The organism is Agarivorans sp. OAG1 (assembly GCF_037076485.1).
In the GTDB taxonomy this organism is placed as follows: Bacteria; Pseudomonadota; Gammaproteobacteria; order Enterobacterales; family Celerinatantimonadaceae; genus Agarivorans; species Agarivorans albus.
In genome coordinates, this window is the sequence record NZ_AP028990.1 from 1,911,158 (window position 1) to 1,931,974 (window position 20,817).

Here is a 20,817-nt window from a genome sequence, read left to right on the forward strand (position 1 = left end):
TTTGTCCAAAAGTGGGTTGGGGCAGTTATCACACTTCTGCCCCATTGTGTTTTAGCGAGTTTTTGCTGATAGATTTCGTCTAAGGTCTTCATGACTTTTTTAACTCAGGTTAAATGCGCAAATCAGCTGACTCTTCATCGCGAAGAGTCAGGACTTCATATCCAGACTTTGTTACCAGAATGGTGTGTTCTGACTGAGCAGACAACTTTTTATCACGTGTGATTACCGTCCATCCATCTCTCTTGGTTTTGGTCTTTGCTGAGCCTTGGTTTACCATTGGTTCAATGGTAAACACCATTCCTTCTTCTAGTGTCACGCCGTTGTTTGGAATGCCATAATGTAGGACCTGAGGTGCTTCATGCATTTCCCGACCTATACCGTGGCCACAGTACTCTCTTACAATGTTGTAACCATGCGACTCTGCGTAACTCTGGATAGCATGACCAACGTCTCCCAGCGTAGCCCCCGGTCTCACCTGTCTTATCCCTTTCCACATTGCTTCGTAGGTAACTATTGCAAGTTTCTTAGCTAAAGGTGGTGCTTCAGGCATAAGATACATCTTGCTAGAGTCAGCAATAAAACCGTTTTTTTCCAAAGTAATGTCTAGATTGATGATGTCTCTGGCTTTTAGAAACTGGCTTGCTTTTGGCACTCCATGGCATACCACTTCATTGACCGAAGAATTCAATACATACTGATACCCGTATTGTCCTTTGCTTGCCGGGCGAGCTTCAAGTTCATCAGTAATGAATCTCTCTACAGTATCATTGATATCCATCGTTGAAACGCCGGGTTTAACATAGGAATCCAGCATTTTGAAAACCATAGCAAGCAGTCTTCCTGATTGCCGCATTAGTGCGATTTCGTCATTATTTTTAATCGTGATGTGACTACTCATAATCTCGCTCTTGAGGGGGTATTCTGTTTGGAACCGAAACCGATGCCATTAGTTCTGATATCAATTGGTTAAATGAAAGCTCAGGATGTAGCTCTGCTAGCATGCCTACTTTAATCCAGAACTCTGCCTGAGAGTTGATAGAACGATGCATGACGGAACTTGCTTTGCGAAGCTCTTCATGGAGCTCATCAGAAATTTTTACTATACCCATTGATATATGTTTTATATATGATTCGTATATACATTGTATACTAGGGAGTAACTTGTTCAAACCGATATTAAGCGAGCTGCTTTTGCAGACATCGGACGATGACTGCAAAAGCTTAGAGCGTTTATCAGCGTGTCCAGTTCATGCTAGCTTGCTCAGCAAAATCTAGAAAAGAAATTGGATCTTTACCGGTCAGTTTTTTTACTTCATTAGAGCAGTTTTCTTCTGAACCGAGGGAGATAGACGTATCCATGGCAGACAGCACGTTGGCATAGACTAGCTCCATTCCTGAAATTATAAAACGCTGTCGAAGTTGCCCCTCTGTCAACTTAATATGTTCAACTGGTTTGTTGATCACTCTGCTTATCATACTAGCAACATCATCATAAGTAATGGCAGATGGACCCGTCATAATAACATCTCGATTAAGAGGCTCTTTTTGAGTTAAAGCAACTGCTGCTACTGAAGCAATGTCGTCGGCATCGATAAAAGGGACTCGGCCTTTGTCAGTGGCAGAATAAATAGCCCCTTCTGATAAAATTGTTTCCAGATGCTGCTGCTCAGAAAAATTTTGCATAAACCAAGTCGGCCTTAGCACGGCCCATTCTGGAACCGTTTCTTCCAAGTAGGCATGCACCGCCCCCATCATTGGCCCGCCTTTTGGTAAGGAGGAGGCGCTAAGTAATACAAATCTCTTCACTCCTTTTTTCACCGCGTAATCGATAAAAGGCTTCATCACATCTAGCGGTTCGGCGACATTAGCTGGTGCGAGCAAATAGATGGCTTTTACACCTTTGAGTGCTGCGTCATAGGTCGTCTCGTCACCCCAGATAAACCGTATACTCTCATAATCGTTTATTGGTAAGGCTGATCGAGAAGCAACACGAACACTTACTCCCTGCCGGGTAAGTTTTTCAGCTATGCGTTTGCCAGTTTTCCCGGTTCCACCCGTAATTAATACAGTGTTCATTTTTTGTCTCCTGCACGTTGAGCCAGTGAACTAAGATCGCCAATCGCATTCAATGCAATGATTGGGTTCCAGTAATCCACATACTTCTGTATTTTTCCATTTTTTAAGGTAATCACTGAAATGTATCGTTGGTTGTAGGTTCGTCCAGTTTTTAGCCCAAGCCCAGCACATTCGAACTCAATGATGACCACATTCGGATCCAGAGTGTGATGCACTATAGGTTTGCTGATTTCCCCAATGCTAATCACTTCACTTACGCTCGATAGGTATTTTGCGAGGGCTTCCGAACCTTCGATTTTTGTTACAGCGCCCTCTGGTGCATAGGGGAATTCCATAACACCGTCTTGGGCGACCATATCGATAAAGCTTTCTGCAGATGGGTTAAGCTTTTCCCCAAGGGCATTTTTAAGCATTCCCGAAAAATCTGTAAAAGCTGTCTGAATATCATTCATGATTTACTCCTCTGGCCTTGCTTTGCAACGGAACGGTATCGTATCATTGATAATGTAACTATAGGGGATTTTGAATGGAACGCAAGTGTATCGACGAAAATAAATCTACGCGTCGTAAACCTAGTGGAGCAGCAGTTAAAAAAGAATCAGTAACCAGAGCAATTGAAAAAGCTCTCTTTGAGGAGTGGGCTGTTACAGGATACTCAGCTATTTCAATTGAGGCAGTTGCTAAAAGAGCTGGAGTAGGTAAAGCGGCAATTTACCGTCGCTGGCCTTCTAAACTAGTCATGGTTACAGATCTAGTAAACAAAGTGGGAGTTAACTTGTTTGTGACTCCTGATACAGGTGACCTTTATCAGGATGTTCATCAGATACTGCTCCAGCTTAGAAGGTTGCTTCGCCATCCTTTGATAGCAAGGATTCTTCCCGATTTACATGCAGAAATGGGACGTAATCAAGCGTTAGCTTCGGAAATACGCGCAACAGTGCAGGTTCAACGTAGGTCTAGCGCAGAAAAAGTAATACAGGGGGCAATTGAACGAAGGCAAATTGGTCCTGATAAAGATATCGAGATGACTTTGGATATGCTGGGTAGCATGATTTACTGGCGTATGGTGATTACCAAAAATAGGGCAGATAAAAAGTACCTAGATAAATTAACTAGCTTGATTGTCCGATACCTTATTGACTAGCTTGTTAAAGCATCTGCAAGCAGCACTAAGTTAATGGCCGAACTCAAGCTAGTTGTTTTCCACAAGCTGTCCTCTGAAAGCTGAGGGAGATACCCCTTCATGCCGCAGGAAAGCGCTGCTGAACGAACTGCTTGAATTATACCCGACTTCTAATGCAATAGAGATGACTGGTTCTCTCCCTTCTTTAAGAAGGGATTTGGCCTTGGCCATTCTCCATTGCAGAAGATAACTTAAGGGCGTCATACCTACAGTATCTTTAAATCGTGAAAAAAAAGCAGAGCGTGACATTCCAGCTTCCGCAGCTAAACACTCACCAGACCAAGGATATGCAGGTTGATCATGGATAGCTCTTAAAGCTTTAGCAACGCATTTATCAGCCAATCCACGTATTAGGCTAGGAAGTTCATTGGAAAGGTGAGCTGAGCGAAATGCGTTTATCAACAGTATTCGTAACAAATAGTCGGTGATGACCTCTCCAGCAGGTTTAGGTGCTAAAACTTCTTCTTTGATCAAAGATGTTATAGCAGTAATTTGCTCCTTTCCCCGTAGGACCATGCTTGAAGGAAGCAATGATAGCAACATGTCCTTATCCTGACATTTAAAGCTACAGTGACCAATTATCATGCGGGTGCTTATATCCGCTCCATGCTCGCCAATCCACACTCTGCCGGGGCCTATTTGTTGTGGCTTGTTGAAAAAGCTAGAAGTTGTTGGTTGAACGGAGGAGATCGCGGCTTTTTGCGCTTCAGGAATAAGTATAAAGTCGGATTCATTTAGCTGAATTGGAGGGGCATCGTTTACCGATACTAACACCTCACCTGTAACTGCTAGACAATAGAATAACCTGTCTAGCCTAGCTCTTTGAACTTGAAAAGGCCCGCTTGCTTCAGCGAGTTTAATTTCTGGAGCATAAGGGGCTAAAAGGGAGACAACTTCAGAAAGAGGATCCTGCATAAAATACCATTGATAAACAAATCTGCACTGTCGAGTATTCACAGCGTGTATCAAGCTGTCAATATTGGCTTGCCGAAAAGGTAGACACAACTAGGAGAGCTTATGAAAACAGTATTAATCACAGGGTGCTCATCAGGATTTGGTTTAGCTATTGCTCATCATTTTTTAGCCAATGGTTGGAAGGTTATTGCAACCATGAGAAGAGTCAATCTCAGCTTACTGCCCCAATCTGAGAACTTAAAGCTGATAGAATTGGATGTAACTCAAACAGAAAGCATCAATCAAGCTGCCGAGCTGGCAGGTGATGTTGATGTGCTGGTTAACAACGCTGGTGTAGGGTGGTTATCAGTATTAGAAGGCGCACCTGACAAGGTTATCAGAAATATCTTTAATACCAATACATTTGGTTGTTTTGAGATGATAAGAGCGGTGCTACCCGGAATGCGGGCCAACGGGGTGGGGACTATAATCAACGTATCTTCCAGTGTCACTATAAAGCCACTGCCTTTGTTGGCTGCTTATACCGCGAGTAAAGCTGCCTTAAATGCATTTTCTGAGTGTTTGGCTTTGGAGCTAAAACCCTTGGGGATAAACGTGCATCTTGTTTTGCCGGGTCAATCTCCGGGCACTAATTTTAGCAAAAATGCTATCGCTGCAATGGATCAGAGCAGTCAAGCTCCTACTGAGTATGAACCTTTCATTGAAGAAGTAATGAGTAAGTTCACTTCTACTTCACCAGAGGATCTTACACAGAACCAGGATGTGGTGGAGGCCGTTTGGCGAGCCGCAACTGACATCGAAAGCCCATTCAAGTTGGTTGCCGGAAAAGACGCAATACGCGCTCAACAAGAAGTCTGCGCCGGATAAACTGGCTGTTTACCCTGATACAATTGTATCAGGGTAAACTAATGCGCTCTAAAGAAAACCTAGGAAAAGTAATGACGTTTATCCGATGAAGTATATAAAAGAGTCAGCCCAACCTAAGTCGGATTTTATCTCCCTATCTTTTTAGCCTTCTTTCCGCAAAGGTTTGCATTCTTTCGTGCTGATGTTGTTATTATTTTTTTCGAGTTAGATGGCTGATGTAGCTTAGAAAAAGTGATAATCTGGGTTTCATCAAATGTATGATAAGAGGATAGATTCCTTGTTTAAACAAGGAATCTATCCTCTTAATAATCTGTTAGGTGAATGGAGGTTTCTTTGCGTATATCAGTTGTTGATAGAGTTAAAATTGAACCTTACAAAGACTCGATAAACAGTTTTCTCATTTCTGTTTTTGGTAGTGGTGCTAGCATAAAGCTGAATTCAGATTTTCAGTGTGCAGCTATTGTTCAGGTCGATGATGAGATTGTCGGTTGTGGATTAGCTTATGCGCGTGAAATGTCCCAAGGGACCCACACCTTTTTGGCTGGAATTATTGGTGGTATTGCTATCAAAGAAAGTTATCGAGGGCAGGGTATGAGTAAATCGATAGTAGCAGCTCTCGAAGGCCATTTGCTTTCTTTAGGTATTATGTACTCGTTTCTATTTGCCTATGAGCCAAATGTCTACAGAGGTTGTGGCTACGATGATCTTCGGTCACCAATCAACTACTTTGACAGTGAAAAAAACCAATGGAATACCTTTGTGTATCGCGGCGGCATGGTGAAGCCACATTCTAATCATAAGCTAGCAACTGGTGAGATTGTCGAATTCAAAGGTAGTGTTTACTAGTTGTAGAAAATTCACCTAACAAAGCGTTTAAGAGAGGCGTTACGCTGTATGGAGACACATGAGACAACAATATCACTTTCGAGCTTCAAGCAAGGGTTTACTTTCTTGGGATGTATTTCGGCTTATTGAGCTTTCCCGTGAACTTCCGGTGCTTGAAATTCAGCTATCTGATATCAAAGAGCTCGAAGAAGAGTTTTGGTACGACCTAGGCGATGCTCGACCAACGTGCAGGAATGTTTTGGAGCATGCATCGCTCATACAGAAAGCAGACTTATCATATCCCATTATTCTCTGCCATAAAGGGCGGGTGATGGACGGTATGCACCGAGTTTGCAAAGCTGCAATGAAGGGGCATGAAACAATTAGAGCTGTTCAGTTTCCAGCATACTTAGCACCAGACTATATTGGTGTTGGAGCTGACGAGTTACCCTTCTAACCCACAGCATAACAAAGAGTTTAAGAGCGACTCTATACCGTGCGCTGGTTTCGCTCCGCTCAAGTGTAGTGCTCGGTGTTCCGCGCCTTAACGCGACGTTATAAGCCAAGGAAACTATGAAAAGCTTACTGATATTTCTTGTGTTGTTTAGCTGCAAATCCTTCGCGGTTCCTTTGAACGAAAATAAACTGGAAGGCGAGTGGGTTTCCATTAATACGTACGGGAAGCTTAAAGGCAGAACTGAGTCTCGCCTGTTGTTCTCTACGAACAAAATCTTCTACCGAATTGATGACTTAGAGCTCACATGCCCCAAGGAGCACTTTCGTATCATCGACGGGATCTTCCACTTCCGGTGTCTTAATGATGAATGGGAGAGGGTTCGCTTCGCTTTAAGTGGCTTTGGCGGTGGCAAATATGCAAGCCTGTTTGGTTTTGAATTCTGGGTCGGTGGTATGCCCGAACATCCAGAAAGTATTCATGGCGGCACTCCCGTTAGTTTTAAATTGGCCTCTGGTTTATAACAATGCAAGTCACTAACACGTCGATACGCTCCTCGGGGTAAAGGCGTTATGTGAAAATTATGGATATATCGAAGGGTTAATTATTGATGAATGAAATATCAGTTAGCTTTGGCCTTGAATCTGAAGGTCGATATTTTTATTTCAAAGGTTCAGAAGAGCAACTAGAACAGTTAGAACACATTATTTCATTGTTAGGGCCTTGGAAAAAGACAGAACATGGCCGTAGAAAGCTTAGTCCAAATGATACAGAATTTGATCCGTACATGCTTGGTCATAAGATTAATCAGGTAACAAATTCAGAAATGGTGGCTACGGGCCTATTAATAGCGCTTGGTAGAACATTCTAGAGTTGCATAGCAAATGCATTAAATAACTACGCTAAGCATTTCTGCTGTCTTTTGTTTTCGCTTCGATCCAACATAACACAAGGCAACTTCTGTGTTCTGCTCGTCTAAAGCTGGCGTTATATTTTAGGAGAGGTTGTGTCCGAGTATAAAACACTACTAGAGTTCTCAAGGCCTGAGTTTGTTAAAGACTTGAGTATTAGCCGTGCCAATGACCAAGGTCTTTTGAAGGTCTGGTTTCAGGTTGCGAGAAATTATTCAGAAGAATCGATTGAACTGACTGGATTTGAAGGTTTAGCGGAAGCTGTGAGTAGCCTGCTTCAAGCTGAAAGTGCCACTATTTCAAAAGAAGTCAATTCAGGCAAAGAGTTCGGAATAATAAAAATAGAATGCTGGGTTGATGAGTGTTATTGCGAATACACATGCGATTCAGCCGAATAAACATAACAATTCGCTCAGCTTACTCATTTATGTCCCAAAGTTTGTTAACTTCGGTCTCCAGAACACTGAGATATCACTTTTCTCATTTACGGCAGAACGCGAGTCCACCTGACCCGCTTCTTTCATGATTTTCCGTCAACAACTAAATATCACTGACGATTCAGGCGCATTCGTATAGCTTGATTCGGTATGTAACTTAGGCCTTGAGTAAGCTTGATATTTTCTGGAGCATATTCACTTCTCACCTTGTAAGGTAGACTAATCATGTACGGTAGGAGTATATAGATAATAATGCTAGAGAGTATGATAGAAGTAACAGTTTCAGTCGTTCACGCATTCACGAAAAAGACTGATGGCGGCAATCCAGCAGCAGTTATTGAACTTGATTCGTGGCTTTCTGATATATCACTGCAGAAGTTGGCAAGTACACAGCCTGCACCTGTATCGGTCTTTGTAGTAGCAATTGAAAGCCACTTTGAAATTCGCTGGTTTACTCAGGAAACAGAAATCAACCTGTGTGGTCACGGAACCATTGCTGCTGCCGGTGTACTCTTACATGCCTATTCTAAGGGGGTTGTGCACTTCACCAGCAAGTATGGTTGTCCTGTAGTGAAGAAGTCACATGGAAAACTGTCATTACTTTTTCCTCAATGGGCTATCCAAAAGCAAAATCACAGCTTTATTCAATGTTCAATGAACAGACTCACGCCAAGTGAGGTATATGCGAGTCGAGATCTAATTCTTGTGTTTGAGTCTGAACAGCAGGTCGTCGAGTTTCAGCCCGACCTAGACTTTATAGCTTCATTAGAATGGCATGCTGTCATCGCAACGGCACCAGGTAATAATAGTGATTACGTACTTAGATATTTTGTCCCTAAAGTTGGTATAGATGAAGATGCTGCTACAGGTTCAGCTCAATGTTCGTTGGCTCCTTTTTGGGCGCGAAAACTTGAAAAGAGTGAAATGGTTGTTTACCAGCTTTCAAAACAAGGCGGCGAGTTCAAGGTTGAGCTTACCGCCGACAGCATTAACATTACTGCATCGGCACAGCTACGCTCACAGTATTGCGTGCAGCTTGAAGCCATTTAACTGGAACCTAATAGCCATTTAAACTTGAAGAGATTTGGCGTATCCGCACTCGGCTGAAAATTGAAGGTAACATTATGCAATTGGCTCTTCTTAACCAAGCTATCGACAGCAAATTGAGGGCTGGCGATTTACTAAAGTTACGCGTGTGTGAAGTCTCATCAAATGGCTCTATGTTTGACCGCGTGGTATGTCGCCAGCAAAAGACTGATATCGATGCGCAGTTCGAAGTAACACCAAGAAATCAGCACACTATTAGCCATTGGATTTTTTGGAGAGGCTTTCACCTAAGCGTTACTTGTTTCCTAGCAAGCGTAAAGACGGGCTGCACATTAGTTACTCGTACTACAGAAACATAATTCGGATATGGGCATGCACGCTCGACTTGGAGCCCGACTCTTATGGGGCACACTTAATGAGGCGGACTAAAACGACGCAGCACTATGCCAGAACTAAGAGCTTACAGTGGTTCAGTTGCTGCTGTGGCATACAAAACTAGACAATACTATAAGGGATCTTCGCATTGAGATAGAAGATGCCTTGGGGTTGTCAGAGCAAACAGATTGCTAACAGCATGGAAAGTCAATTAGCTTCCCACTTCTTCAGTTAATTCACCCCTGCCTCAAAGTAAATTCGTTTAACTCTCGTGATTGTCTAGGCAGCGCTTTTCTTATTAACGCTAGAATACGTCTCCATTCAATCCGTTTCTGCTGTAAACCGCCATCAACAACTACATCATAGCAATCAATATGGTCGCATTTGTATAACTCAATTCGGTGAGTTATGGGATCACCAGAATCAAAGTTAGTAAGCTCGATTACGCAACGTAGTGAGAGGTTTAGAACTGTCGTAAGCTTCATCTATAACTGCCTTATTTTGAGTTTGCTTACTATATGATTTTTATGTGTTTTTTTGACTTTTCCAGCGTAACGACACATAGCCACCTCCTACCTTATAAGGTAGACTAACCTTGCACAGTCGCTATATATAAATGTTATGAGATTATTGAGGATTCCAAATGTTCCGAGAATTAGTTTCATTGGCGCAATCAAAATTAAGAGCTCAAGAATTCAGCGGCAAGATTAGCTGCGGTCAAGTTTCAGCAGCTATTGAAACATCCTCTGGGAAACAGTTCAGCGGAGTGTGTATTGATGCGCCATGCTCATTAGGCACTTGTGCGGAAAGAAATGCTATTGGTTCAATGATCACAGAAGGTGAGTTCAAAATCATCAGATTAATCTGCATTAAAGGAAATGATGTAATACTTCCTTGTGGAGCGTGCCAAGAGCTATTGCTGCAACTGCATCCAGAGAACTCTGAAATTGAGGTTCTTACAAGCATCGATGGCGAAACTATCAAGTTAAGAGATCTAATGCCCTACTGGTGGGGAAACATATATTAAATTACTTAAGTCGACAGCTAACGTTTAGAACTTTTGATTTGGCTGAGGTTAGTGAATCCGGTGATTTTGATTGAGAGTCGCGTTTGTCAGTCGCAACTTAGCAAGGAGTCAGCAGTTGGTCACAATTCGAGATTTTCAAGAACAAGATATCCGTGCTCTATGGAGTATCTACTTTAACACTATCAGATACATTAACATTCGTGACTATTCACCAGCCCAAGTTGAAGCATGGGCACCGGATAACGTAGATGCTGATCTGTGGGCTAAAAGGGTTCAAGCTCGACATCCCTTTATCGCTGAAAGCGACGGAGTAATCGTAGGATATACCGATCTCCAAGAGAACGGATTAGTAGATCATTTTTTCTGTCATCATAAATATCAAGGTTGTGGTGTTGGTCGAGCTTTAATGAATCATGTTTTTGAGCAAGCTGAAATCCGGAACATCAATCGCTTATACTCTGAAGTCAGTATAACAGCAAGACCATTTTATGAGCGTATGGGGTTCGTGGTGATTAAAGAGCAGCAAGTCTTAATTCGTGGTCAACGGCTACGTAACTTTGTAATGGAGAAGTCTGCTAACGGTCGCTTCGCTCAAGTATAGTACCCTTGAATCCGATGCTTAACACGGTGTTAAATTTAAAATTTTATATAGAGGTTTATATTTGAAAAATAGAAATAAACCAAAAGTTACTCTACTTGTCGGGAAAGTTGCTTGCGGTAAGACTACGTATGCGCGAGAGCAACAAAAAAAAGGTGGTAATGTTTTTTTGTCGTTAGATGAACTTCAACTGGGTGTATTTGGTCAAAATCCAACTAGGGAGCAACTCGATAGCTCATACGATGGGTGTGAAAGTTACTTGAAAAGAATGGCTTTGTCTTTTTTGAGTAATAACGTGAATGTTTTTTTGGATTGGGGCTTTTGGAGCAGGAACTCTCGAATTGAAACTCAGAAATATTTTTCTGATCAAGGGTATGAGGTCTCTCAGATTTACTTTGATGTTCCATTTAGTGTTAGGCTTCAGCGAAATCAGGCTAGAAACAGTGGCAGTGATCTTCATTCGTTCAAAATTGAAGAAAAAGACTTGGCGCTATTTGATAGTTTTTTTGAGCAGCCAAACGCCGATGACGAATACACCGTAGTATGTGCGTAAAATAAATCTAGCAAGTTGCTTAAACGGATAAAAACAGTCGTATTCGCTGCGCAGTTTTAACCAAACATTTTTATCCGCTTAACAAGGCGTTAACTCTGATTGTTCCATACTTTCGCTAATACGAAACACCCTTGAATAACTGAAAGCCCTAACAAACTTTTGTCCAAAAACGTGTTAACAACTGACACCAGTGCCAGTTGTTAACTATTTTTTTGAATGGAACGAAACAGCCATTGGGTCGTGCATTATGCGTAATTTAGGTTCTCTAGCCATTTTTCAACATCTTCTTTTTTCCAAGCTACTCTGCGCTCTGACAAACGAACAGGTTTTGGGAATTTACCTGCTTGGCATAGTCGATAGATTGTGGAGGCGCTTAATCCTGTTTTTGCCGCAACTTGTGATTTATTTAGTAGTGTTCCGCTGGGAGAATTGTTCATATCGTTTTCCATATTTAGAGTCTCCCTAGTCCTAGCTTAACTTCTAGGAGTGGTTTAGCGGCTATTTTTAGAACAAAAGGAAGCATGCAATGGTTCATTTATTCCTTTTGGTTATACAAGGTGTGTGCACACTTATGACACTTAATATCTTCCTTTTGTAAACCCACTAGTTTGGCAATCTTTATTTAGGGTATACCCATGTGACCACATTTGTCAGATGTCGACTTTCGTATTCAATAGGGTGAATTTAGCGCTTTGAACACAAGCGTTTCATTCACTCTAGACGCAATTGAATACAGGTGGGGATATGAAAGGGCAAAATATTGGATATACGCGAGTAAGCACTTCTGAGCAGTCAACCTTAAGGCAGTTAAATGGGTTAGATCTGGATATTGTTTTTGAGGACAATATTTCTGGCTCTGTTAAACAGCGGCCTGGTTTAGATAGTTTGCTGGCGCACATCCGAGCTGGAGACATTGTTCACGTTCATGACATTTCGCGTTTAGCCAGAAACACAGGACACTTACTTTCCCTCGTCGAGCTGTTCCTATCTAAGGGAGTATCACTACATTTTCACCAGGAAAATTTAGTCTTTACCGCTGATAGTTCCAGCCCTATGAACCAACTTCTACTCACCCTATTAGGCGCTATTTATCAGTTTGAACGCGCGATGATTCGAGAGCGTCAGGCCGAGGGGATCGCATTAGCCAAAAAACGTGGTGTGTATAAAGGTAGAAAGAGCACGATCGACAAGGACAAGATTAAGCAGTGCCGCGATATGGGGTTAAGCTATCGCAATATAGCTAAAGAGTTGGATATCAGCTTATCTAGTGTGCAGCGAGCCTTGAAAAGGTCATAGCATTATGGTTCCTCTAACCCTCTCTGAAGTTTGAGTTCCTCAGTGTAAATGGCTGTAAATACTAAATATCCTAACAACGAAAAATATTTTTGAGTAAACGTGACAATTGAACCAAAAAGTTAAACTACATAAGGTTGGTCTTTTTTTCCTCGGCAGCAAATTTGTCAGACATTCAGCTCTTGATTTAATGGCCTGGCACTAACTCAACCGAGGATATATGATGTTTACAAACCTAGAAGTTGCTTTACTCGTTGCATGGCTTGAGGGTAACGATCTCGCAGCGCGAGATATAGCCGCAATGCTGGATCCTTACGTTATCTATAAATTACCTACGCGATATTTACAGTCGCTTGACCCTTTTCCAGATATAGATGTGTTCAATTATATCGTTGAAATTATTAGTGAAAAGGTAAAGTTAGAGCTGGCTCGCCATCCTAAATTGAATCGAAACCTACCTTAGAAAAATTGAGAGTAACAATAAGGGCTGCTGTGCAGCCCTTATGTTTTCTCAGCCGAATTATTCAGGAGAACTCTCTATCTAGAGAAGGTGTGTTTGAGTAATTCCAGAAAAATTCAAAAAAATAAGCGATTCAGTATCGAAAGTTAAACTAACTCTGTTGCCACTCAAAAATATTTATAGGTAACAGTATGACAACTATCCACAAGATAAGCAGCGACGCAGCATTAATAAAAAATGGAACAATAAAACTTAATGGAGAAGGAGAACTAAGTGAACTAATTTATAACATTGGGCTGCTTTTGCCCCTAGAGGCTATCGCAAATACCTCGGAATTTGTAGTTGTTGACGTTATAAGTTCGAATAATCAGGGGCGCACTATTTGGCCGTTGGAGTCCCCGATTGGTATTTGTTTTGCTAGGTACAATGATCTTCCCATCATCGCTCGCGAAACTCACCAGAAAGCAGACTTTATTTCGAAGCCTTTGCTAACAAAAAGCTTGTTAAAGTCACTGTTCTCATTACCGCTGGTGAAACAGCGTAACAAAACTATTATTACTCTCTACAAATTTCTTCTCGCTGCGATTGGTGAAGACCAGTTGAAAATCATTTTTGAAGAAGCATTTTCCATTGCTCTAATTGAGAGAATATCAGCTGCTCCTGGTTCAACGCTACGCCGGCAGTTGAAAGAAGAAAGCAGTGGCAACCCAGCTCTACTAAAAGCGTTAGAGCCATTTTCGGAATTACTTGAGCAAGCTTGTCAGCTCGGTACTACTGAGGAGAAAAATTCTTCAATTGCGGATGAAAGGGCATCCGATACATTGAGTAAAACAAGCGCCGAAGAAGGAGGGGAGCATGAGTAACGCGCAACATCATATTCATCCTGATTCAATTGCTTCTGCTCTTAAGGGCACTTTCTTACTGCTAGAAAGTGCCCTGGATACCGAGTTGCTTGGCATTTTTGTAGCATCACTGTGTACTGGCCTTACGCTTCATCAATTAAGGAAATCTTCACTTTCGCTAGAGGGAGGGAAGGATTGTAATGCTTTTGAGCTGCTCGTTACGCTCCCGTTACCGAAAGTTAAAGTTGCACCAGAGTTGGTGGAATTCGTCGGTGCTGGGTCAGCACTTCGATTTTATTTGCCGAGCGTGGTTGTACCTCAACTAACCGCTGATTTAGAGACGCAATGGAGAGCAAATGATGTTGTTAAAAAGGCGAATAAGCTGCTCAAATCCGTAGGCGTTCATCGCTCAGCAACTCCGGCTCGTTTGGCTAAAAAAGTCAGGGAGTTGATTTACAAGCAAGGTGAAGGGGTTTTAGTTAAAGTTTCACTGACTCAGGCGCATTATTGTCACGAATCCAATACCTCATTTTTCAAACAACATTATTTGGCATTAAGTCATTTACTAAACGAGTATCAAATTAAATTTAATAAACCTTTAGAGTTAAAGTTTGTATCTCAATTAGACTCTTTTGCGGGCAGTAGTGGAATCATGCAACTTACAGAGGTGTCTAGTGCCTTAAAGCGTTTGTGCTGGGAAGTGATTGATGCATCGGACGCATTTTCGCACTGCGCAAGTTTGCAAAACCGCTATCGATTGCAAAATGCGCTAGCGCGTCGTGCTATGTTAGTGTTTTGCCTGTCTACGTGTACTCGTCATTTACGGCGAAAAGCGCCAACGGTTAATGATTTTGATACTCAGAATGCGCGTGTCGCTATACACAATAAATCCTCTGCAATTCCATATCGATATTTACCAGTCATCACATTATTAGAAAGGGTTCTTGAAGACTACCTCGGTCATTTATATCGCTATCCTAGCGATGGTTTTATTGCTTCAGTGTTAAATGGCGATAGAGGCCTGTTCTTCACTTATGAGCAGAGCAACACGCCTGTGCTGTTGACGATGAAAGAGCTCAATACTTACTTATTTAATTGTAAAAGTGTCAATCCAAACTGGCCGCGTAAGACCGTTGTCAATTGGCTGTTTAGGCGGTTTAGTGAACCTGATGTTGCTGCGTATGTTGAGCATGAGAAAGAGCCCCCTTGTCCAGTAGTGCTCCACGCTATTGCCCAGTCTATTAATACGTTACTGAATACACTGATTAAATGACGACGCCGCATGAGGTATTTCATCGAGAGTTAACAGAGTCGCCTCTCACCGAGAGGGAGTTGGCGGCTCTGCTCGGATTCAGTTTGGTGATTAATGGTGGGGTATTTTGTCAGCGCCATTGGCAGGCGATTATGGACGCGCTGCTAAACCGGCAAGGTGTTAGGTATTGTTCGCCGTTGCTGTGGGTTGAATACACTCTAGACCCTAGGCTTAACGGCGGAGTTGCAAATAGCCGAAACCCGGATAATACAACGCAAGAGTTACAATGTCGCTGGCATATTGACTCGACGAGTGCGCTGCTCTTAGCCCACTACTACGACGCATTTGATGAGCCATCACAGTGTTGTTGGCAGGATTGTTGTTTAACGCTAGAGCTTAAATACGATAATTTCACCGTGCTAGCTGAGGAGGTCTTGGGCTCTTGGCTGGGATCATCTAATACGCATTTCACACACAATATTATTAACACGCTAACCCGAAACCTAATGAGTGTGGGGCTGAGTCACGAGCAGTTTGATGCTTATATCACAGGAGATTTTTCTACGCCGCCCAAGGTGCCGATGAAGGAGGCTGTTGATAATGTATCACCGGTATCGATGGTTAGCGACTCGCTTAAATTCCTGGAAAAAGGAGAGAGACGTAAGGCGGCTATCGTACTGTTAAATAGTATAGAGCAAGGGATGCCGTTAATCGTTCAGATGATTTGCAGTTGGTGTGTAAGTAAACTCAATCGAAAAAAAATAAATGTAGAAACAGCGAGTCGATATATTAACGATGCAACGCGATTTATCGCATTGGTGTTTGAAGTGCTCGACATTAAATCTGATGAGGAAATAGCGAGCTTATCTTCGGTTGAGCTACTAAAAGCACTCAGCAAAATAAAAGGCAGCCCAAAAGCTAAGCAAAACACAGAGGCCTTTATTTTGGACAGTTTTGGCAGCGATGGGGTGAAAGCTAGCGTTGTTATGCATGTGAGAGCCAGCCTGGTCCAACGCAAGACCAAGCAGGTTATGGCGAGAGCGGTTGATGGTGACATGGTTAAGGCTGTTATGCTGTGGCTCATACAGAACCATGGCCTAAGGGTTGGGGAGGTCGCCAAGATGCAGCTCGCTGATGTGCAAGTGAATAGCGACTATACGCAGACAGTAGATGTGCGGCACTCGCCCAAATCTAAAGCCGGTTTGCGGACGTTTATCACTAATAACCCCTGGTTGGCGCTGTTACATGTATGCAATCAGCTGATTGCGGGAGATAACCAAAAAAGCAGTTTATGGGGGCAGGGGTATAATGCCGATAAAGGCTCGCCATCAAGATTATCAGCTGAGTTTTCATCGCTCATTCAACATCTGACTAATGGCCATAACTATGGGGCATATAGCTACCGGCATACACTACCCAGCGAGCAAACAATGGCAATTTATTGCCCAGAACTAGCGGCAGTATTGGGCATGGATATCCCTGAGTTGCCCGATACGCAAAGTGTGTCTCCCGATGCGCTTCTAAAAAGCTGCTCCGTTGCGTTGGGGCACAAGCATGTTGCTACCACTATCAAGCACTACATCAATATTTTCGAATTTGTCCATTGGGATGCAATAGAAAAACAGCAGAAGGTTATTCCCAAAGCTGTGGCAAAAAGGCTACTCAACAAAGCAAGGCTAAAGCCATTAGATGGTTTTTATATCCAAAGCCGCCAAGAGGTTCCAAGCCATTCCTGGAACAGCCCAAATGCCTTGAGGCCTTATGCAGTGGCGATATTAAAGTCTCATATTAAAGTATTAACGAAGAAGTCGGGGCGACCAGTCACTCATCAGCTTAGTGTATTTCCCAAGCACGGCATGAAGTTAATAAGCTTTTGCCAGGCCTTAATGGTTGATAGAAGGTCTTTGAATATCTTGTCTTCAGAAACTTCAACAGCACTAGAGATAATAGATAGCTTGAAGAAGAAAAACGCTAAAATATTTAGTAGCATTTCTCAGCAGGCTCTCACTAAAAAAGATAAGCGCTGGCTGGGTGAGTTGGTTTTGCAATTAGCTCAATGCAGACCATCAATGATTACGAGCCTGTGCTCGTTAGGAGCGCTTCTTTTACGTTGCTATTCCATTGAGGCTAAATACAGCTGGGTAACACCACAAAAGCATCAAGCTATTCAAATTGCTAATGCGTTAGACCTATGGCTCAAAAAAGATGGTGTACGCGTCGTTATTCAAGACGGCCGACGCCAAAAAAAATGTAAAACCTTAACTGCATTTCTTGAGTATATTGATAACCACTCACCGAGCCGAAAAACGCAATATTGCCTTGCGTTTACAAAACCAAAAGACGCACAAATGCGAGCTGCTGTTTTTATGTTGTTACTGCAGTACCTGGCACACTGAGCACCAAGGGGGGGCTAGATGGCATTTGTTAGCAATATCAAATAGTGCTCAGTTAAAGACTTAGCTCGCGCTCGTTAGTTGTGCTCTTTCCCAACAACTAAAAAACAATAATGCGCCAAAAGTATCGTTAATCGTATGCATTACGGCTGTCATTTAAGCGCCAAGTGGTGCTCAAGTTGTAACTGCTCGGAGAGCATTAATTTTTTAGGGCTACCCTTACAGTGGTCTATTTAATGGATCTTGTAAACTATCATACTTTTAAGCTAATAAAATCAGTGACTTATTATTTATCTATTTTTGAAAAATGATAAAAGAGCCTTATTCACCCGCACGCTGACTTCTCACCAAAATGGTAAAATCATCGGCGTAACGAGCAAACTTGTGCCCTCGCTCTTCCAGCTCTTTGTCTAATGGGTCGAGCATGATATTGGCCAGCAAGGGCGATAATGGTCCCCCTTGCGGTACACCTTCTCGACTTTGCTGATAGCACTGGTTATGGATAAAACCCGCTCTCAGGTATTTTCCAACCAGTGTTAGTAGCCGTTTATCTTGCACGCTTTGTCCCAGTTGACTCATTAATAGATCATGGTTAACTCGGTCAAAGAATTTAGATAAATCGACATCAACGGCAAAGCGTCGGCCTTGCTTGATGATGCTTTGCACTTGTTTCACCGCTTGTTGCCCATTCTTATTTGGCCTAAATCCAAAGCTGTTCGCTGAGAAGCTAGGGTCAAAGATAGGCGTTAGCACTTGGGCAATGGCTTGCTTGATGACACGGTCGAGCACGGTTGGGATCCCCAGTAGGCGCTTCCCGCCATCGGGTTTATCTATCTCAACACGGCGCACCGGTTTAGGTTGATACTGGCCGCAGCGCAGATCCGCCGCCACCTGTTTCCAGTGTACTTTTGCCCAAGCAGGGAAGGCGTCAATGGACATGTTATCTACGCCAGCCGCCCCTTTATTGGCTCGAACACGCTGCCACGCACGCAGAATATTTTCACGTTGTAGCATGTGTTCAAATAGATGTTGGCTAAAGGCTGGCTGCGGGTTAATACGTTGAATCTCATCTACGCCGGCCGGCGAATGGGTGTTCAAGATTAACAAGGCTCCTCCTTTATTCTAAGTGTTCAGGCCTTCACCGTGTCCCAACCATTACGATGGGCGTTGGGCTACTATGCCGTCTGCTGACTTCTGCTTAATCACCAATTGAGTTGCCCCAACTCGCGCTATCGTTGTTCATCGAGTTTGCTCACTTAAGTTGATGAGGCTTAAGCGCCGGGCCTGTTGAACTAGCGGCCAAGCTAGTGAGTTAAACGATCGCAAGTTAAGCAGATCTCCCCAGATAAGAACATGCACTGTGTCTGCACTGCTGCATCATTTACGGTGGCCGTTAGATCACATAGCTTCGTTGTCTTGTGCCAACTCGCCTCCAGCCTACGCCTCATATGATGTTCTTGTTCATCAGCTCGCCCTCTCTTTAAATAAAAAGGCGTCCGGCTTCCTTCAGACATTCCCTCGCAGTTATGCCCTTGCCCTTGCCATTCGCTAGTAGTTAGCGTTTAATCATCAAAGTGTTATTAAACGGTGACCTTCCTACAGAGGACTTTCACCTCATTAGTTCATGCCCATGCTGGGCGTACACAAGTCGTTTAAAAGGACAAAAAACAGTTGGCTTTTGCTCCTTCGTCGCTAATTGTAGCCAACAATTTTTTGCCTCTTAACGAGGCGTTAGCACCACGCACCTAGTTTCATGTCATCGACAAATAAGGAAATTGTATGAAATTAATTACAAGAAAATTGATTTTCTTACTCTGCACTTGGCCCGTATTTTCTTTCGCAGAGATTATCTCTCTGAATGTTTCTCTCTCCGAAGATACGACTATCACGTCTGATAGCGATCTAATAATTAAGGATGGAGTTGAAATAGTAACAAATGGTCATGCACTAACAATATTCGTAAAAGATAATTTGATCATTCAAGGTAATGCTTCAATCACATCGTATCAAAATGCTAATAATCCTATTGCACCTAGTAAGGCTCAAAAAGGCTCTAACGGTGGCGCTGCCTCTGGGCAAGGCCAGCCTGGAAAAAGAGGAGGAAATGGTATTAGCGGGGCGGCGGGTGAGAACGGAGCAACGCCAGGGGGAGTTAGTATTTTTGTTGTCGGGGATGCTCAAGGTTCATTACGGATCACCAATAATGGCGGCAATGGAGGTAACGGTGGAGAAGGTGGCGACGGCGGAAACGGTGGAAAAGGAGGGCAAGGTCATCGAGCAAAACCTAATTGGGTGCTAGGTGTTGCGGCGGGCTGTGAATCTGGTCCCGGCTGGGGTGGTGTTGGTGGCGCTGGCGGCAATGGTGGAAATGGAGGTGATGCAGGAAATGGCGGGGATGGTGGACGAATTGAGTTTTTTGTTGGAGGAACCGCTGAACGTTTGGATTTGATTGCTGAGTCGCGTGGGGGGGCAAAAGGTAATGCAGGCTCTGGAGGTGAGCATGGCATTGGGGGGCATGGAGGCGAGTCCGGTAGGGGGGCAGCAGGTTGTAGTGGCGGTCATAGACCAGGAAAGCCTGGAGCAATTGGTAGTAAAGGCAACCCCGGCCGTAATGGAGTCGAGGGAACAGGTGGTGCAATTCTAGTTAGGCCTGAAAAATTGGTGGAGGAGGCGGAAAATGACTAGAAAAGACCTCCAAGAATTTACAATCATAATCTGGTTGGTGGGGTTTCTAATTTGCGTTTTTGTCCCATTTGGATTTGATTTCAATAAAGGCGGTGGCTACATAATCACTGATGAAACTGAACAAATTGTTAAAAAATATGCAGTAATAGATAAGCAGACGCAGAAAAATATTCATGAATTGAGGTTGTCAGGGGTTACAAGATTTACGAGCATAAACCAGATGCAAGCGAAGTTTCCAGAATGTTTCTCGAAGATTGAATGTAAAAACAAAATACTAGAGCTAATGTATCACAAAAAGCCATTTAACCAACTTTTCTCCTTTGTTATAGAGGTTTTTACTCCTTGGCTTATCGTTATGATCACAACTTTTTACTCGATCAATACAAACCATGACCATGACAATGCAATGGTTGAAAACTCCCGCGCGAAGCTTTCACTCATTATCTCAACTTTGTTTCAGCTTGGGGTTGTTCTTTATTTGGTTAATATATGCTTTATAAATACAGAATATTTTTTGTATGAAGACGTTACTTCTTCTGCATTTTTCGTAGTGGTGGCTTCTATTGTTGGAACTATCGTTAATTTCATATTTCCAAATGTTGGTGGTGCTGATTGATTTTTATA

25 protein-coding genes and 1 pseudogene are annotated in these 20,817 nt (G+C 42.9%); 19 read left to right on the forward strand and 7 right to left on the reverse strand.

Annotated features, from left to right (window positions below; genetic code table 11):
* Nucleotides 1-109 precede the first annotated feature (109 nt).
* The 4 genes from map to OAG1_RS08955 form a co-directional block, all read right to left on the reverse strand.
* A complete protein-coding gene (gene map / locus OAG1_RS08940; RefSeq protein WP_338625861.1) occupies nucleotides 110-898 on the reverse strand; it encodes a type I methionyl aminopeptidase in 789 nt (262 codons plus the stop codon).
* The gene (locus OAG1_RS08945; protein WP_137672588.1) at nucleotides 891-1,109 is read right to left on the reverse strand and encodes a ParD-like family protein; all 219 of its coding nucleotides are present in this window, start codon (nucleotides 1,107-1,109) and stop codon (nucleotides 891-893) included. The genes map and OAG1_RS08945 overlap by 8 nt, the downstream gene beginning before the upstream one ends.
* Nucleotides 1,110-1,233: 124 nt before the next feature.
* On the reverse strand, nucleotides 1,234-2,076 hold the full coding sequence (locus OAG1_RS08950) for an ergot alkaloid biosynthesis protein (protein ID WP_338625870.1): 843 nt from the start codon (nucleotides 2,074-2,076) through the stop codon (nucleotides 1,234-1,236).
* Entirely contained in the window at nucleotides 2,073-2,528 is a 456-nt protein-coding gene (locus tag OAG1_RS08955; RefSeq protein WP_338625872.1) for a nuclear transport factor 2 family protein, read from the reverse strand. Before OAG1_RS08955 ends, OAG1_RS08950 begins: the two co-directional genes overlap by 4 nt.
* A 74-nt stretch (nucleotides 2,529-2,602) precedes the next feature.
* On the opposite strand from OAG1_RS08955, the gene OAG1_RS08960 reads away from it, so the two are divergent.
* Nucleotides 2,603-3,220, forward strand: coding sequence for a TetR/AcrR family transcriptional regulator (locus OAG1_RS08960; RefSeq protein WP_338625875.1), 618 nt, complete (start codon nucleotides 2,603-2,605; stop codon nucleotides 3,218-3,220).
* Between the two features lie 48 nt (nucleotides 3,221-3,268).
* Here the strand turns inward: OAG1_RS08960 and OAG1_RS08965 are convergent, their stop codons facing one another.
* On the reverse strand, nucleotides 3,269-4,174 hold the full coding sequence (locus tag OAG1_RS08965; RefSeq protein WP_338625878.1) for an AraC family transcriptional regulator: 906 nt from the start codon (nucleotides 4,172-4,174) through the stop codon (nucleotides 3,269-3,271).
* A 102-nt stretch (nucleotides 4,175-4,276) separates the two neighbouring features.
* Between OAG1_RS08965 and OAG1_RS08970 the strand changes: the two genes are divergently transcribed.
* The 11 genes and pseudogenes from OAG1_RS08970 (at nucleotide 4,277) to OAG1_RS09020 (ending at nucleotide 11,268) form a co-directional block, all read left to right on the forward strand.
* A complete protein-coding gene (locus OAG1_RS08970; RefSeq protein WP_338625881.1) occupies nucleotides 4,277-5,041 on the forward strand; it encodes an SDR family oxidoreductase in 765 nt (254 codons plus the stop codon).
* A gap of 333 nt (nucleotides 5,042-5,374) precedes the next feature.
* Complete coding sequence (locus OAG1_RS08975) at nucleotides 5,375-5,887, forward strand: GNAT family N-acetyltransferase (protein WP_338625883.1); 513 nt, start codon at nucleotides 5,375-5,377, stop codon at nucleotides 5,885-5,887.
* A 58-nt stretch (nucleotides 5,888-5,945) separates the two neighbouring features.
* Nucleotides 5,946-6,323 (forward strand): hypothetical protein, encoded by a 378-nt coding sequence (locus OAG1_RS08980; RefSeq protein ID WP_338625886.1) that lies wholly within the window; start codon nucleotides 5,946-5,948, stop codon nucleotides 6,321-6,323.
* Nucleotides 6,324-6,439: 116 nt separating this feature from the next.
* Nucleotides 6,440-6,844 carry a hypothetical protein gene (locus tag OAG1_RS08985; RefSeq protein ID WP_338625888.1) on the forward strand — a complete coding sequence of 135 codons (405 nt, stop codon included), beginning with the start codon at nucleotides 6,440-6,442 and terminating at the stop codon, nucleotides 6,842-6,844.
* Nucleotides 6,845-6,930: 86 nt separating this feature from the next.
* Nucleotides 6,931-7,191, forward strand: a complete 261-nt coding sequence (locus OAG1_RS08990; protein ID WP_338625891.1) for a hypothetical protein — start codon at nucleotides 6,931-6,933, stop codon at nucleotides 7,189-7,191.
* A gap of 135 nt (nucleotides 7,192-7,326) precedes the next feature.
* The gene (locus OAG1_RS08995; protein ID WP_338625894.1) at nucleotides 7,327-7,629 is read left to right on the forward strand and encodes a hypothetical protein; all 303 of its coding nucleotides are present in this window, start codon (nucleotides 7,327-7,329) and stop codon (nucleotides 7,627-7,629) included.
* A 303-nt stretch (nucleotides 7,630-7,932) separates the two neighbouring features.
* Nucleotides 7,933-8,718 (forward strand): PhzF family phenazine biosynthesis protein, encoded by a 786-nt coding sequence (locus OAG1_RS09000; protein ID WP_338625897.1) that lies wholly within the window; start codon nucleotides 7,933-7,935, stop codon nucleotides 8,716-8,718.
* 32 nt (nucleotides 8,719-8,750) lie between these two features.
* Nucleotides 8,751-9,285 (forward strand): annotated as a pseudogene (locus tag OAG1_RS09005) (integrase).
* 448 nt (nucleotides 9,286-9,733) lie between these two features.
* The gene (locus tag OAG1_RS09010) at nucleotides 9,734-10,117 is read left to right on the forward strand and encodes a hypothetical protein (RefSeq protein ID WP_338625899.1); all 384 of its coding nucleotides are present in this window, start codon (nucleotides 9,734-9,736) and stop codon (nucleotides 10,115-10,117) included.
* A 115-nt stretch (nucleotides 10,118-10,232) separates the two neighbouring features.
* On the forward strand, nucleotides 10,233-10,718 hold the full coding sequence (locus tag OAG1_RS09015) for a GNAT family N-acetyltransferase (protein ID WP_338625902.1): 486 nt from the start codon (nucleotides 10,233-10,235) through the stop codon (nucleotides 10,716-10,718).
* 61 nt (nucleotides 10,719-10,779) lie between these two features.
* Nucleotides 10,780-11,268: an ATP-binding protein gene (locus OAG1_RS09020; protein WP_338625904.1), complete on the forward strand. Its 489-nt coding sequence runs from the start codon at nucleotides 10,780-10,782 to the stop codon at nucleotides 11,266-11,268.
* Between the two features lie 245 nt (nucleotides 11,269-11,513).
* Here OAG1_RS09020 and OAG1_RS09025 read toward each other — a convergent pair whose 3' ends face one another.
* On the reverse strand, nucleotides 11,514-11,705 hold the full coding sequence (locus OAG1_RS09025; protein ID WP_338625907.1) for an AlpA family phage regulatory protein: 192 nt from the start codon (nucleotides 11,703-11,705) through the stop codon (nucleotides 11,514-11,516).
* Nucleotides 11,706-12,012: 307 nt separating this feature from the next.
* Between OAG1_RS09025 and OAG1_RS09030 the strand changes: the two genes are divergently transcribed.
* From OAG1_RS09030 to OAG1_RS09050, 5 genes are all read left to right on the forward strand, one after another.
* The gene (locus OAG1_RS09030) at nucleotides 12,013-12,564 is read left to right on the forward strand and encodes a recombinase family protein (protein ID WP_338625910.1); all 552 of its coding nucleotides are present in this window, start codon (nucleotides 12,013-12,015) and stop codon (nucleotides 12,562-12,564) included.
* A 220-nt stretch (nucleotides 12,565-12,784) separates the two neighbouring features.
* A complete protein-coding gene (locus OAG1_RS09035) occupies nucleotides 12,785-13,024 on the forward strand; it encodes a hypothetical protein (RefSeq protein ID WP_338625912.1) in 240 nt (79 codons plus the stop codon).
* Nucleotides 13,025-13,212: 188 nt separating this feature from the next.
* Nucleotides 13,213-13,884 carry a hypothetical protein gene (locus tag OAG1_RS09040; protein ID WP_338625914.1) on the forward strand — a complete coding sequence of 224 codons (672 nt, stop codon included), beginning with the start codon at nucleotides 13,213-13,215 and terminating at the stop codon, nucleotides 13,882-13,884.
* The gene (locus tag OAG1_RS09045) at nucleotides 13,877-15,136 is read left to right on the forward strand and encodes a hypothetical protein (RefSeq protein WP_338625916.1); all 1,260 of its coding nucleotides are present in this window, start codon (nucleotides 13,877-13,879) and stop codon (nucleotides 15,134-15,136) included. Before OAG1_RS09040 ends, OAG1_RS09045 begins: the two co-directional genes overlap by 8 nt.
* A 131-nt stretch (nucleotides 15,137-15,267) precedes the next feature.
* Nucleotides 15,268-17,511: a hypothetical protein gene (locus tag OAG1_RS09050; protein WP_338625918.1), complete on the forward strand. Its 2,244-nt coding sequence runs from the start codon at nucleotides 15,268-15,270 to the stop codon at nucleotides 17,509-17,511.
* Between the two features lie 318 nt (nucleotides 17,512-17,829).
* Here OAG1_RS09050 and ltrA read toward each other — a convergent pair whose 3' ends face one another.
* On the reverse strand, nucleotides 17,830-18,615 hold the full coding sequence (ltrA, locus tag OAG1_RS09055) for a group II intron reverse transcriptase/maturase (protein ID WP_338625920.1): 786 nt from the start codon (nucleotides 18,613-18,615) through the stop codon (nucleotides 17,830-17,832).
* Nucleotides 18,616-19,479: 864 nt separating this feature from the next.
* On the opposite strand from ltrA, the gene OAG1_RS09060 reads away from it, so the two are divergent.
* Both OAG1_RS09060 and OAG1_RS09065 read left to right on the forward strand, forming a co-directional pair.
* On the forward strand, nucleotides 19,480-20,193 hold the full coding sequence (locus tag OAG1_RS09060; protein WP_338625922.1) for a hypothetical protein: 714 nt from the start codon (nucleotides 19,480-19,482) through the stop codon (nucleotides 20,191-20,193).
* On the forward strand, nucleotides 20,186-20,809 hold the full coding sequence (locus OAG1_RS09065; protein ID WP_338625924.1) for a hypothetical protein: 624 nt from the start codon (nucleotides 20,186-20,188) through the stop codon (nucleotides 20,807-20,809). Before OAG1_RS09060 ends, OAG1_RS09065 begins: the two co-directional genes overlap by 8 nt.
* Nucleotides 20,810-20,817 lie beyond the last annotated feature (8 nt).

Bases quoted from the DNA above. Each gene is read 5' to 3' on its own strand.
- map (WP_338625861.1), bottom strand. From the start codon at position 898: ATGAGTAGTCACATCACGATTAAAAATAATGACGAAATCGCACTAATG.
- OAG1_RS08945 (WP_137672588.1), bottom strand. From the start codon at position 1,109: ATGGGTATAGTAAAAATTTCTGATGAGCTCCATGAAGAGCTTCGCAAA.
- OAG1_RS08950 (WP_338625870.1), bottom strand. From the start codon at position 2,076: ATGAACACTGTATTAATTACGGGTGGAACCGGGAAAACTGGCAAACGC.
- OAG1_RS08955 (WP_338625872.1), bottom strand. From the start codon at position 2,528: ATGAATGATATTCAGACAGCTTTTACAGATTTTTCGGGAATGCTTAAA.
- OAG1_RS08960 (WP_338625875.1), top strand. From the start codon at position 2,603: ATGGAACGCAAGTGTATCGACGAAAATAAATCTACGCGTCGTAAACCT.
- OAG1_RS08965 (WP_338625878.1), bottom strand. From the start codon at position 4,174: ATGCAGGATCCTCTTTCTGAAGTTGTCTCCCTTTTAGCCCCTTATGCT.
- OAG1_RS08970 (WP_338625881.1), top strand. From the start codon at position 4,277: ATGAAAACAGTATTAATCACAGGGTGCTCATCAGGATTTGGTTTAGCT.
- OAG1_RS08980 (WP_338625886.1), top strand. From the start codon at position 5,946: ATGAGACAACAATATCACTTTCGAGCTTCAAGCAAGGGTTTACTTTCT.
- OAG1_RS08985 (WP_338625888.1), top strand. From the start codon at position 6,440: ATGAAAAGCTTACTGATATTTCTTGTGTTGTTTAGCTGCAAATCCTTC.
- OAG1_RS08990 (WP_338625891.1), top strand. From the start codon at position 6,931: ATGAATGAAATATCAGTTAGCTTTGGCCTTGAATCTGAAGGTCGATAT.
- OAG1_RS09000 (WP_338625897.1), top strand. From the start codon at position 7,933: ATGATAGAAGTAACAGTTTCAGTCGTTCACGCATTCACGAAAAAGACT.
- OAG1_RS09010 (WP_338625899.1), top strand. From the start codon at position 9,734: ATGTTCCGAGAATTAGTTTCATTGGCGCAATCAAAATTAAGAGCTCAA.
- OAG1_RS09025 (WP_338625907.1), bottom strand. From the start codon at position 11,705: ATGAACAATTCTCCCAGCGGAACACTACTAAATAAATCACAAGTTGCG.
- OAG1_RS09030 (WP_338625910.1), top strand. From the start codon at position 12,013: ATGAAAGGGCAAAATATTGGATATACGCGAGTAAGCACTTCTGAGCAG.
- OAG1_RS09035 (WP_338625912.1), top strand. From the start codon at position 12,785: ATGTTTACAAACCTAGAAGTTGCTTTACTCGTTGCATGGCTTGAGGGT.
- OAG1_RS09040 (WP_338625914.1), top strand. From the start codon at position 13,213: ATGACAACTATCCACAAGATAAGCAGCGACGCAGCATTAATAAAAAAT.
- OAG1_RS09045 (WP_338625916.1), top strand. From the start codon at position 13,877: ATGAGTAACGCGCAACATCATATTCATCCTGATTCAATTGCTTCTGCT.
- OAG1_RS09050 (WP_338625918.1), top strand. From the start codon at position 15,268: ATGGACGCGCTGCTAAACCGGCAAGGTGTTAGGTATTGTTCGCCGTTG.
- OAG1_RS09065 (WP_338625924.1), top strand. From the start codon at position 20,186: ATGACTAGAAAAGACCTCCAAGAATTTACAATCATAATCTGGTTGGTG.